The organism is Aeromonas encheleia (assembly GCF_900637545.1).
Lineage (GTDB): Bacteria > Pseudomonadota > Gammaproteobacteria > Enterobacterales > Aeromonadaceae > Aeromonas > Aeromonas encheleia.
The window spans coordinates 3,215,690-3,228,165 of record NZ_LR134376.1 but is presented as its reverse complement, the minus strand read 5'-3'; the positions used below and the strand labels follow the sequence as shown (position 1 = coordinate 3,228,165).

Here is a 12,476-nt window from a genome sequence, read left to right as displayed (position 1 = left end):
TCACTGGATTTTTGTGCGGTAAAAACCCGAGTGTGAGCGGGATCCCAAAGCGAGGGATTGGGCGTAAGGAGTATGGATATTGTATTTTTACAAATTAAATCATGCTGTTATGGTCTATTTCTATGTGAGCGGACAGATGTGGCCCTACCGGGGTGAACTGGAGAGAGAAGCCTCTTCTGTAAATTTGTGAGATGAAAGGAGTCGGCAGGCTGTGAGCCAGCGCACATAAATGACGGCCATCAGGGGAGGATAGGGGAGAGCAAGCTGGAGAAAAGTCGCAGACCATCGAGGCGATAGCCATATGGATGGCGGGTTAAAAGTAGCTGGGCGGCACACCCGCATAGTGTGGGTGTCTGAGAGAGAAGAACATGCAATCACCACTCTGGATGCGCTGATACCCCAACTTTTCGTAGTAGTGATGGTCGATATCCGCATGCAGAAAAGTGGCGATGGCCTCTGGAGCGTTCAGGAGCTTTTCTGTCACGCAGCGCAGCAGCTGGGAGCCAAAACCCTTTCCTCTCATCGCCGGATCCGTTGCCAGAGAGCCGATACCAAAGCAACCCTGGCCGAGGCCAAATAGGTCGCTATAAACGATAAGGGAAGAGACCGGCTTTTCATCGACAACCAATACATACCAAACACCGGACTGGTATTTCTTGCTGCTTTGGCAACCAGCAAGATATTCATCTCGAGATAGACCCTCACCCCAAACATCGAAACCCATAAGATAGATGGTATCCAGTTCATGGTGGCTGGCTGTTCTTATCTGCATCTTATATTCACCTATCTCATGTATATAAAAGTTGAGGCTCAATGCGCTCTCATGGTTATCCATAAACTCCGTCACCGGCCCAAGTCTTCTCATTATGCGATGAAACAGCCACGCCATCCCTGTATAAACAGCCGCGACGAAAAAAATGAAAAAATAGAGGAATAATACCCTTGGCGAAAACAACTCCCTCTAGACGTCATGTCGGGTCATGCAGAAATCACGCCGATAGGTACCGTAATGGCCAGACCGGATTTAAATTTGACGAGAAATATATTTTCGGTTCTCTAGTCTGTTCGCTTTGATTCATTTTAATCGTAAGTTGCTATGTTAATCGTGATGGTATTGAACATGGCGACGCATGAAATATAGATGTTTATTGATTTTTTCGTGGTAAACGTTAAGTTTCACTTCGTTCAGCCCCAACCTACAGCTTGCAAGCCCAGTATACGAGATTTGATTACGCGATCGTCCGAATACACTACGCTATTCGAGCCTTCGAGCCTTCGAGCCTTCGAGCCTTCGAGCCTTCGAGCCTACGGACCTGCAACTCCTAGAGAACATCTCTAAAATCATTCCTTATACATGATTTTTTGTGCAGAGAGTCATCGTAGTTTCTGACACTGATTCTCCATCAATGCGATAAAAATCAGATGCTTCACCTATGATTTTGAAGCCACACCTCAAATACAAGCTCTTTGCGGGAATGTTGTTTGAAAGGACGTTTAAATCTAACCAGTCAATACTGTCAGTCTCTTGGCAAAATCGGAATGCTGATTCTAATAGCGTTACGCCTAAACCTTGTTTTCTGGCATTGTTTTTTACACCCATGCCTAATAAAACACGATGGAAATTATATTCTCCACTGTAATGGCGCAAATCTATATGTCCAAAAATATGGCTGCTTGAGTCTTTAGCTAACCAAAGCTTTCTCCAACTTGGCTTACCGATACTAACGCCAAAACCATCTCGAAACTTGGTTCTAAGTTGTTCTGATACTTTGCAGTGATCTTTTGGAATTGGTTGAAATAGTGGTGAGTTGTCGGATGCGTTTTCTAGAAGTTGAACACCTAGATACTCAAAGAAGAGATCTAAATCTGATAGTTTTGCTTCTACTATTTCCATATATTCACCTAGTTACGTATAACGCTCGGTTAAGTGTCGCTCCGATTAGAACTGTAGGTTCGATTAGCGCAGCGTAATCGGACTTTCGCGAAGACATATTCAAGACCTTCACCTTTTTATCAGACTAAGCTACCGCCCCTGAATATCAGCCTCCAGCTTGCTGCTTTTCATCTGCGATTGCGCTGAAATGGCGTAATAGATCCGTGTCATGGATGCGACTCCACAAAGGCATTGGTAGCCAAGTGGAACATCTTAATCAAAGCGGTGCGGTAGTAACACAGGGAGCCAATAAAAACCGGCTCGGGATCAACAAATGGCTTGTTCAGGGGGGCGGCCAGCGCAGAATTGGCGGGGCTGACTCGAGTTACCGCAGAGGCGCCAACCGCTCAGCGATCCGGCGCTAGGAGCAGGGCTCAATACTCGAGAAAGGTCTCGCCGCAGCGCTCACAGATAAGGTGGCGCACATGGGTGGTCTGATAGGCCAGGGTCGAGCCGAATGCCCAGTTGGTGAGGGTGCTGGTGCGAAAGGCTTGCCAGAAGGCCTTGCGCGGGTCTTTGGGCATGATGTCCTGACTGTGGTCGCGGGCGACCAGCACCACTATATGGCGGGTGCGCTCCACGCACTGGTCGCAGCGATGGATTTCGCTCTGCTCCTGCTGTTCACTCTGTTTTTGCTGTTCACGCTGGGCTGTCATGATGCACTGGCTCCCGCTCTGGATGGTGCGCTCATCATATTCCTCTCCACTTGGCTCTCCTACTCCCCATACGGAGTTCTGCAATCGGGAGCGGGCTCACTTTTTATCTGCCGGGGGAAGGGGCGGCAAGTTTCCCTGATTGAAATCAGTATCATCTGTCGGGACAAGGGGCGGCAAGTTTCCCTGGTTGAAGTCAGCATCATCTGTCGGGGCAAGAAGCGTCACTGGCTAAAGCCTGCGGCATCACGCCGCGCCAGCGCCCGCTCCACGTAGAGATAGCCGATGCCCATCACCTGCTGGGCGCGGTTGAGCTCGCCGAAGCGCAGCTGGGTCGCATTGACGGCGTCGCTGCAATCGAAGGGGTTGGCGCCGGTCTGGCTGACGATGGTCTGCAGCCAGGGCTCGCCGAAGTCGCAGCTGCGGCCATATAGGTAGATGCGGTTGATGTTGAGGATATTGAGGAAGTTGTAGAGGCTCAGGCCAATGGCGCGGGCGCCTTCGTCCACCAGGGCGCGGATCATGGCATCCCCCTGATGGTAGAGCGCGAGCAGCTGGGCCGTGTCGAGCTCCCCGCCCGCCGGCGCCGGGTTGTCGGCGCTGGCTTGCTGCTTGAGAAAGACCCTCGCCCGCTTCTTGATGGCAAACAGCGAGGCGACCGTCTCCAGACAGCCGTAGCGGCCGCAGGCACAGGCGCTGCCGTCCGGGTTGATGATGGTGTGGCCTATCTGGCCGCTGCCAAACAGGGCACCCCGGTAGATCTGGCCGTTGATGATGAAGGCGGAGCCGATGCCGTAGTCGACGTTGATGACGCAAAAATCCCCGCCATTTTCCCGGCCCTGCCACTTCTGGGCCAGCGCCAGCATGATGCAGTCGTTGTCCACCATCACCTCGCAGCCGAGGCGCTCCTCCAGCAGGTACTTGAGCTCGACCGGCGCGTGCCAGGGGGCCTGCGGCATGGTCTGGGAGACCCCGGTGGCCGGATTGACCTGGCCGTGTACCGCCAGCGCCAGCCGGATCGCCAGCCCCTTGTGGCGGCGCTTGTGCTGGTAGTAGTGCGCCTCGATCAGGCGCAGCAGCTCATCCGGGGTCTGCGGCGCTATCTTCTGGCCGCTGAACTCATCCAGCGGGGTGATCAGGTTGTCCACCAGTATGCTCTCCAGGCTGGTGGGGCTGATGTTGAGACAGAGGATGGCCCCCTTGCCGCTGGCGATGCGGTAGCTGCCGCCGTTGATGCCACGCAGGGAGAGGTTCTGCTCGCTGTGGCTGATGGCGCCATCGGCCACCAGCTCGTCGAGGATCTTGCTGACCGCCGGGATGGAGAGCTCGCAGTGGCGGGCCAGGGTGGACTTGCTCGCCTCCTTGAGCTGGTAGAGTAGCGCCAGCAACACCTGTTTGTTGTGGTGGCGGACTTTCTGGTTGTTCAGGCCGACGATCATCTGTTCACTAAACTCCGCTTACTGTATTGCGTGATCTTTAAGCAAAAATCGCTGTAATGACCATTCTAAACTGGCCTCATCCAAACGTTTACTAATAAATGTTGAATGAGGCGAGATTGATGAGAGCTGATGTAAGAGTCTGGGTCGAAGCCGTCACCCTGCCGACCTACGAGGTCGGTGCCGAAGATCCCAACCCCATGTTTCTCGAGAAGCGGGTCTATCAGGGCTCCTCGGGGGCCGTCTATCCCTATGGGGTGATCGACACCCTCACCGGTCAGAAGCAGATGAAGTCCTATCAGGCGGTCTGGCTGGAGAACGACTTCATCAAGGTGATGCTGCTGCCGGAGCTCGGGGGTCGCATCCACCGCGCCTACGACAAGGTGATGCAGCGGGACTTTGTCTACTACAACGAGGTGATCAAGCCGGCGCTGGTGGGGCTGGTGGGGCCCTGGATCTCCGGCGGCATCGAGTTCAACTGGCCCCAGCACCACAGGCCCACCACCTTCATGCCGGTGGATGTCAGCATCCAGGAGCGCGAGGGCGGCGCCAAGACCGTCTGGCTCGGCGAGGTGGAGGCGATGCGCGGCCTGCAGGTGATGGCCGGCTTCACCCTCTACCCGGACAAGGCGCTGATCGAGATCACCGGCAAGGTGTTCAACGGCAACGACACCCCGCGCCACTTCCTCTGGTGGTCCAACCCGGCCGTCAAGGGCGGGGACGATCACCAGAGCGTCTTCCCGCCGGATGTCACCGCCGTCTATGACCACGGCAAGCGCGACGTGAGCGCCTTCCCCATCGCCCGCGGCACCTACTACAAGGTGGATTACTCCGCCGGGGTCGACATCTCCCGCTACCGCAACATCCCGGTACCCACCTCCTACATGGCGGACAAGTCAGACTACGACTTCGTCGGCGCCTATTGCCATGGCGAGCGGGGCGGCCTGCTGCACGTGGCGGATCACCACGTCTCCCCCGGCAAGAAGCAGTGGAGCTGGGGCAACTGCGACTTTGGCCTGGCCTGGGATCGCAACCTGACCGACGACAACGGCCCCTACATCGAGCTGATGACCGGGGTCTATACCGACAACCAGCCCGACTTCACCTGGCTGGATGCGGGGGAGGAGAAGGTGTTCGTGCAGAACTTCCTGCCCTACAACACCCTGGGCACCCTGCAAAACGCCAACACCCGCGCCGCCATCAAGCTGGAGCGCACCGATGACGGGCTGCTGTGCGGCGTCTACGCGGTGGCGCCGCTGTGCGGGGCGCGCTTCGAGGTGAGTGACGAGGGCGGTGTGCTGCTCAGTCAGTCCCTCGATCTGCAACCGGGTCAGGCCTGGCTTGAGCCGTTCGCCCTCACCGGTGAGGGGCGCCTGCAAGTGCGCCTGCTGGATGAGCAGGGCCAACCGGTGCTGAGTTATTTAGAGCATCTACCGGCCGGCGAGGCCTTGCCGGATCCGGCCTCGGCGCCCTTGGCCGCGGCGGATCTCGACTCGGTCGATGAGCTCTACTTCATCGGCCAGCACCTGGAGCAGTACCTGCACGCCAGCCGCTCCCCCTTTGACTACTACCTGCGGGCGCTGGCGCTGGACGGGGGCGACTATCGCTGCAACCTGGCGCTGGCGACGCTGGAATACAACCGCGCCAACTATGAGCAGGCGCTGGCGTATGCCAACCAGGCGCTGACCCGGGCCCACCGCCTCAACAAGAACCCCCAGTGCGGCAAGGCCAGCCTGCTGCGCGCCCATATCGAGGAGCGCCAAGGCCTGCTGGACGCCGCCTTCGACGACTTCCACAAGGCGACCTGGAGCGGCAACGGCCGGGATGCGGGTTTCCTCGGCCTGGCCCGCATCGCCATGGTGCGCCGCGACCCGGTGCAGGCGCTGCAATTTGTCGAGCGCAGCCTGGCGGTCAACGGTACCCACTACGGCGCCATCGCCCTCAAGGGGCTGGCGCTGCTGGAGTGCGGCGAGCGGGAGGCGGCCCTCGCCTACATAGACGAGCAGCGGGTCCGTTACCCGCTCCACTATCAGCTGGCCTTCCTGCGCTGGCAGGGGAGCGAGCAGGGGGCGGATCTCGAGGCGCTGCGGGCCCTGTGCAATGGGCGCGGGGTGAACCTCTGCTTCCTGGCGAGCAACCTGCTGGAGCTGGGCCGTCCCGAGCTGGCGACGGCGCTGCTGATGGCACTGCCGGTGGAGGAGAGCCTGCCGCGGCTGTTCCAGGCCAGCCTGCTGCCGGCAGGGGAGCAACAAGAGGGGCTGCTGCAACGGGCCGAGCGGGCCTTTGCCAGCAAGGTGCGCTTCCCCAACACCCTGGGGGAGGTGGCCATGCTCGAGCGGCTGCCCCACAGTGCCTTCGCCCGCTACCTGCTCGGCTGCTTCCACTACAGCAAGCGCCGCTATGAGCCGGCCATCGCCCTGTGGCAAGGGGTGTGCGAGCAGACCCCTCAGTTTGCCCCGGCCTGGCGCAACCTCGGCATCTATCACTTCAACAAGAGCGGCGATCTGGCGGCGGCCGAGCAGTGCCTGAGTCGCGCCTTCGCGCTCAAGCCGGACGATGCCCGCCTGCTGTTCGAGCTGGATCAACTGCACAAGCGCATGGCCATGGCACCCGCGCAGCGGCTGGCGCTGCTGGAGGCACACCGGGAGGTGGCCCTCAAGCGCGACGATCTGACCGCCGAGCTACTTAGCCTCCAGCACATCGAGGGTCGACTGGAGGCGGCGGCCGAGATCTTGCGGCTGCGCCAGTTCCACCCCTGGGAAGGGGGAGAGGGCAGGGTCACCGGCCAGTACCTCATCAACCAGCAGAGCCGGGCACTGGCACTGATGGCGCAAGGGCAGCATGAGCAGGCCATACCGCTGCTGCAGCAGGCGCTGCACTATCCCCTCAACCTGGGGGAGGGGCGCCTGGTGGGGCAGAGCGACAACGACATCCACTACCTGCTGGCGCTCTGCCACCTCGCCTGCGATCAGCAGAGTCTGGCCGAACAATGCCTGCATCAGGCCTGCCTCGGTCAGGGTGAGCTGGGGGCCAGCCGTTACTACAACGATCAGCCGGTGGATTACCTCTTCTATCGGGGCATGGCGCTGGCCCGCCTCGGTCACAAGCAGGAGGCGCAGCGTCTGTTCGAGGGCATGGTGGCCTGGGCCGGGCAGGCCATGGACGAGCGGGTCGGGGCGGATTTCTTCGCCGTCTCCCTGCCCGATCTCATCGTGCTCGACGACGATCCCCAGCACAAACACCGCCAGCACTGCCTGCTGGTGCTGGCCCTCGGCCAGCTGGGGCTGGGGGAGCAAGCGCGCGGCGAGCAGAGCCTGCGCGAGCTGCTCGCCCTGAACCCGGCCCATGACAAGGGGCACCTGTTCAGCCTGCTCTGCCGCCAATCTCAGCTCCACTCATAACAAAAACCGGCGCTCCGCCACGGTGCGGAGCGCCCCAGTACCCTACAATCACAAGATAGCGAGAGTGAGTCATGAAAAGTTCGCGAAATCAAATGGATACGGGTGGGCTCAATATGGGCTACATCTGGATGATCTGCCTGGTGGCCGCCTGCGGTGGCCTGCTGTTCGGCTATGACTGGGTGGTGATAGGCGGGGCCAAGCCCTTCTATGAGGCCTATTTCGCCATCACGGATCCGGCCCAATCCGGCTGGGCCATGAGCTCGGCGCTGGTAGGCTGCGTGCTGGGGGCCGCCATCTCCGGCTGGTCGTCCGATCGCTTCGGCCGCAAGAAGCCGCTGATCCTGGCGGCCGTCCTGTTCACCATCTCGGCCTGGGGCACGGCCGCGGCCGGCAACTTCGATCTGTTCGTGGTCTACCGCATCATCGGCGGCATCGGGATCGGTCTCGCGTCGGCGCTCTCCCCCATGTACATCGCCGAGATAAGCCCGGCCGACAGGCGCGGCAAGTTCGTGGCCATCAACCAGCTCACCATCGTCATCGGGGTGCTGGCCGCCCAGCTGGTGAACCTGATGATCGCCGATCCGGTGGCCAGCAGCGCGACCCAGGCCGACATTCTGGCGACCTGGAATGGTCAGTCCGGCTGGCGCTGGATGTTCGGCGCCGAGCTGGTGCCCGCCCTGGCGTTTCTGGTGCTGATGTTCTTCGTGCCGGAATCCCCCCGCTGGCTGGCCAAGGATGGGCAGTATGAGAAGGCGTCCCGCATGCTGAGCAAGATAGGCGGTGATGCCTATGCCAAACAGACCCTGGCCGAGATCCGCCAGACCCTGGTGGGGGAGACCCACAAGGTGTCCCTGGCGGAGCTGGGCAAACCCTCGGTGCGCCCCATCCTCATCATCGGCATAGTGCTGGCGGTGTTCCAGCAGTGGTGCGGCATCAACGTCATCTTCAACTACGCGCAGGAGATCTTCGCCTCCGCCGGCTTTGACATCGACAGCACCCTCAAGTCCATCGTCGCCACCGGCCTCATCAACCTGTTGTTTACCCTGATAGCGCTGCCCATGGTGGACAAGATAGGTCGCCGCAAGCTGATGCTGATCGGCTCGGCCGGTCTCACCATCATCTACGGTATGATGGCGGCGGCCTACGCCAGCGGCGTGTTGGGCCTGCCGGTGCTGTTGCTGGTGCTGGCGGCCATCGCCATCTATGCCCTGACCCTGGCGCCGGTCACCTGGGTGCTGCTCTCGGAGATCTTCCCGAACCGGGTGCGGGGTCTGGCCATGTCGGCGGGCACCCTGGCGCTCTGGATCGCCTGCTTCGTGCTGACCTACACCTTCCCGCTGCTCAATGCCGGACTGGGGGCAGCGGGTAGCTTCCTGCTCTATGGCCTCATCAGCTTCGCCGGCCTCATCTTCATCTACCGCAAGGTGCCCGAGACCAAGGGCGTGACCCTGGAGGCGCTGGAAGCCCAGCTGGCCCAGGGCAAGGTGGAGCTGACCCAGGCCAAGGCGAGCACCTCTGCATGAAGGTGCACAACCTGAACAACCCGCATCTTCGGATGCGGGTTTCAACCCAGGGGGCCTGCCTGCTAGGGCTGGAGGATGACAAAGGGCGCCCGCTGCTGCGGGACACCGACCCCGAGGCCCCCTGGCAGCCGGGGCAGAGCGCCCTGTTTCCCATGTTGCCGCTGGCCAACCGGGTGGCGGGCAATGGCTTCGAGCTGTGGGGGGAGGCGCAACCTCTGCCCGAGAGCGACGCCGATCCCGACTTCTTCCTGCACGGGGAGGGGTGGCTGCGGCCATGGCAGACGGTGGCGCAGACCGGCAGCTCGGTGACGCTGCAGCTCACCGGCCATAACGGCCCCTTTCACTATCTGGCGGAGATCGACTATCGCCTGCAGGGGCCTAGCCTGGTGGCGCGCATCGGCTTGACCCATCTGGGGGAGGTACCCTGCCTCTATGGTGCGGGTTTTCACCCCTTCTTCTGGCGCGATGAGCAGACCCGGCTGCGCTTTCTGGCGAGCGGGGTCTGGCAGGAGGGGGCGGATCACCTGCCAACCAACTGGAGCAGCGCCTTGGCGCCCAACCTGGACTTTCGCCAGTGGCGGCGGCCACAGGGCTGGCTTAACCACTGTTATGGCGGCTGGCGCGGGCAGGCCGAGATCGAGCATCCGGGCCGCTATCAACGCTTGCAGATCTCCAGCGATGGCGGCTTCCTGATGCTCTATCAGCCCGACGAGGGCAGCGGCTTCGTCTGCCTTGAGCCCCAGAGTCACGCCGCCAATGCCCACCATATGGCCGGTCACCCCGGCCTGCGGCTGCTGGCGCGCGGCGATCGCATGAGCCTCGGCATGACCATCAGCCTGCTGGCGACGCCATGAGTCGGCGCCTCGTCCCATCCCCATTTCGAGGCCCGCAAGGGCCTCAACCTTTGGGGCCGACGCGAGGGCCTGGGTGGGTGCAGGGCAGGCCGTCAGCGGGCTGCCGCGCCAGGCGCAACCTTTTGTTGACCCTTTCTTAATGCAGCCTGTATCTGTCGTGGCTTTCGGTGGACGACGACAGGCCCCGTTGCTCTACTCCGCGCCAGGTAAAAACAGCCGCGGCGACCAGCGGCCCCGGCGCACCCTGAGTGGTCCGGGCAAGGAAGAGAGGAAGGAGTGGCAATGAAGTTGGCTAAGTGCTTGATGATAGGATTGGCGGCCCTGGCGCTGCTGGGTTGTGGTGATGACGATGAGGGGGGCTCCACGGGGGATGGTCACCCCCTCTCTTCGTTGCAGATAAGCCCGGGTGAGGCCAGGGTCCCCGTCGGTTTCGAGCAGCAGTTCCAGGCGCAGGCGACCTGGGAAGATGGCTCGGTGCAGGACGTGACCCAACACCCCGACGTCGCCTGGAGCAGCAGTGACGCCGCCGTGGTGACAGTGGATGAGCATGGCCTCGCCAAGGGGATCAGCCCGGGCACGGCGGTCATCACCACGACCGCCATGGTGAACAGTGAACCCTACAGCGCCACCGCCAGGGTGGAGGTCATCGACACCTATGTGACCGGGCTGCAGCTGACCCCGGCCAGTGCCACTGTGCCGGTGGGCTTGAGCCAGGCCTTCGTGGCCACTGCCAGCTTCTCAGACGGCCAGTCGCGGGATGTGACCAACGCCTCGGCCCTGAGCTGGCACAGCAGTGACGACAGTTTGGCTGTCGTCAGCAACGAGGAGGGCAGCAAGGGGCTGGCCACCGGGTTGGCGGTCGGGGCACTGACCCTGGAGGCCGTCGCAACGGTCAATGGCGAGCCGCTTCAGGCCTCGGCCCAACTGGAAGTGACGGATGCCCTGATCACCGGGCTGGATATCCATGCCCCGCAAGATCCGCTGCCGGTGGGGATGAGTGCGCAGCTGAGCGCCTTCGCCAGCCTGTCGGATGGCAGTGCCCCCATCGATGTGACCGAGCATGAGGCCCTGAGCTGGAGCAGCAGCGATCCGGCGGTGGCGAGCATCAGCGACAGCGGGCTGGTCACCGGACTGGCGCAGGGCGGCACCACCATCAGGGTGAGCGGCACCATCAACGGGGTGCCCCTCAATGCGACCGAGCAGCTCAGGATAAGCTCGGCCTTCGTCACCCGGCTCGAGTTGCAACCGACGGACGGGACAGTCCCGGTGGGGCTGCAGCTCGCCTTCACCGCCGTGGCGCATCTGTCAGACGGGACATCGTTCGACGTCACCGACAACCCCCTCGTACAGTGGCACAGCAGCCAACCCGAGATCGCGACCGTCAGCAACCTCGAGGGCAGCAAGGGGCTGGTGACGGGGCAAACGGCTGGCGTTGCCACCATCACGGCGAGCGGCACTGTCGAGGGCATGCCGTTCAGTGCATCGGCTCCGGTGACTGTGTCATCCGCCGTGGTGACCAGTCTGGCGGTCACGCCGCCAGCGGCATCCTTGTCCATCGGGAACCGGCTGCAGTTCCAGGCCGTGGCGACCCTCTCCGATGGCAGCAATCGGGATGTGACGGGCGATGCCTCCACTATCTGGTACTCCGATGCCCCCACCATCGCGACTATCGGCAACGTGGATGGAAGCCGGGGGGAGGCCAGCGGCCTGAGCGAGGGGCTGGCGCTCATCACCGCCAGCCTGGCCGGCGTCACCAGTACGGCGACGCAGCTCACTGTGATGCCGGTAGCACCCGTGGCACCCATCGTCATAGAACCGCGGTATAACCAGATCGCCTCGTTGCAGCTGAGCCAGGCGGAGTTTGCATTCTGGAATGCGACCTCCATCAACTCGCCCGAGGGACAGAGCGCCCTCAAGGCGCTGAGCGGGCGGGTCTACGAGCAGTTCCGGGACGAGTTCGACTTCATCACAGTGGTGATGAACAACGAGGAGGTTCCCACGACCCCTGTAGATATGCCCACCGGCGAGTACGCCCACGTCAGGAACGATGTGGCGGGCATCGGCCTTGGCATGTTTGATAGCTCGGCGGAGTTTCACTCGGATGGCAAGTTGCAGGGCATCTGGTTTTTGTACGCGAAAAGGTACCTGTCGACCTCGACCTACGGCCCCATACTGCACGAGATGGCCCATCGCTGGGCAAACTGGGTGGTCCCTCCTGCCACCGGCCACTGGGCTCCCTGGCTCGGCATCGTCGGACAGCTGAACAGCGTGAGTGCCAACTACGCCGATATCGAGCTCTACCTGATGGGGCTGATGGATGCATCCGAGATGACGGATCCGGCCAGTATCGATGCCTATAACCGGATCCCGGTTGACCAGCAGACCAGGGTGCCGAGTGCCGCTAACTCGCAGAAGGAGTTTCGTACTCTGCTGCTGATCCTGTCGGATCGGGCGCTCACCGCCACCGAGATCCAGAACTACAACAATGGCGCCACCCTGCTGGCCCGCACCGACAACCCTTCCCAGCAGGGCACCAACTTCCACAAGATGACGGGAGGCAGGGGCACCCTGGTGGTGAGCGGGCTCGATACCCTGGTCAAGCCGGCCCCCTGATCCGGCACCGGGTGGGATATCCCGAGCGAGCCACAGTCAGCATCATGACGGGCTCGCGGTACG

8 protein-coding genes are annotated in these 12,476 nt (G+C 61.5%); 4 read left to right on the top strand and 4 right to left on the bottom strand.

Going from position 1 to position 12,476, the window contains the following annotated elements:
- Positions 1-313 precede the first annotated feature (313 nt).
- The 4 genes from EL255_RS14900 to EL255_RS14885 form a co-directional block, all read right to left on the bottom strand.
- Positions 314-835, bottom strand: coding sequence for a GNAT family N-acetyltransferase (locus tag EL255_RS14900; RefSeq protein WP_232018876.1), 522 nt, complete (start codon positions 833-835; stop codon positions 314-316).
- Between the two features lie 513 nt (positions 836-1,348).
- Positions 1,349-1,894: a GNAT family N-acetyltransferase gene (locus tag EL255_RS14895; protein WP_084228360.1), complete on the bottom strand. Its 546-nt coding sequence runs from the start codon at positions 1,892-1,894 to the stop codon at positions 1,349-1,351.
- Positions 1,895-2,307: 413 nt separating this feature from the next.
- Positions 2,308-2,589, bottom strand: coding sequence for a hypothetical protein (locus tag EL255_RS14890; RefSeq protein ID WP_042653874.1), 282 nt, complete (start codon positions 2,587-2,589; stop codon positions 2,308-2,310).
- A 221-nt stretch (positions 2,590-2,810) separates the two neighbouring features.
- A complete protein-coding gene (locus tag EL255_RS14885) occupies positions 2,811-4,025 on the bottom strand; it encodes an ROK family transcriptional regulator (RefSeq protein ID WP_042653873.1) in 1,215 nt (404 codons plus the stop codon).
- A gap of 119 nt (positions 4,026-4,144) precedes the next feature.
- Between EL255_RS14885 and EL255_RS14880 the strand changes: the two genes are divergently transcribed.
- The 4 genes from EL255_RS14880 (at position 4,145) to EL255_RS14865 (ending at position 12,413) form a co-directional block, all read left to right on the top strand.
- Positions 4,145-7,423 (top strand): DUF5107 domain-containing protein, encoded by a 3,279-nt coding sequence (locus EL255_RS14880; protein ID WP_042653872.1) that lies wholly within the window; start codon positions 4,145-4,147, stop codon positions 7,421-7,423.
- A gap of 113 nt (positions 7,424-7,536) precedes the next feature.
- Positions 7,537-8,946 (top strand): sugar porter family MFS transporter, encoded by a 1,410-nt coding sequence (locus tag EL255_RS14875; RefSeq protein WP_232018875.1) that lies wholly within the window; start codon positions 7,537-7,539, stop codon positions 8,944-8,946.
- Positions 8,943-9,800, top strand: a complete 858-nt coding sequence (locus EL255_RS14870) for an aldose 1-epimerase (protein ID WP_042653870.1) — start codon at positions 8,943-8,945, stop codon at positions 9,798-9,800. The genes EL255_RS14875 and EL255_RS14870 overlap by 4 nt, the downstream gene beginning before the upstream one ends.
- A 282-nt stretch (positions 9,801-10,082) precedes the next feature.
- On the top strand, positions 10,083-12,413 hold the full coding sequence (locus tag EL255_RS14865) for an Ig-like domain-containing protein (RefSeq protein WP_048823139.1): 2,331 nt from the start codon (positions 10,083-10,085) through the stop codon (positions 12,411-12,413).
- Positions 12,414-12,476: the final 63 nt, after the last annotated feature.

What these genes read in the sequence shown, in the direction of transcription:
- EL255_RS14880 (WP_042653872.1), top strand. Translation starts at nt 4,145, where the DNA reads ATGAGAGCTGATGTAAGAGTCTGGGTCGAAGCCGTCACCCTGCCGACC.
- EL255_RS14875 (WP_232018875.1), top strand. Translation starts at nt 7,537, where the DNA reads ATGGGCTACATCTGGATGATCTGCCTGGTGGCCGCCTGCGGTGGCCTG.
- EL255_RS14870 (WP_042653870.1), top strand. Translation starts at nt 8,943, where the DNA reads ATGAAGGTGCACAACCTGAACAACCCGCATCTTCGGATGCGGGTTTCA.
- EL255_RS14900 (WP_232018876.1), bottom strand. Translation starts at nt 835, where the DNA reads ATGGATAACCATGAGAGCGCATTGAGCCTCAACTTTTATATACATGAG.
- EL255_RS14890 (WP_042653874.1), bottom strand. Translation starts at nt 2,589, where the DNA reads ATGACAGCCCAGCGTGAACAGCAAAAACAGAGTGAACAGCAGGAGCAG.
- EL255_RS14885 (WP_042653873.1), bottom strand. Translation starts at nt 4,025, where the DNA reads ATGATCGTCGGCCTGAACAACCAGAAAGTCCGCCACCACAACAAACAG.
- EL255_RS14865 (WP_048823139.1), top strand. Translation starts at nt 10,083, where the DNA reads ATGAAGTTGGCTAAGTGCTTGATGATAGGATTGGCGGCCCTGGCGCTG.
- EL255_RS14895 (WP_084228360.1), bottom strand. Translation starts at nt 1,894, where the DNA reads ATGGAAATAGTAGAAGCAAAACTATCAGATTTAGATCTCTTCTTTGAG.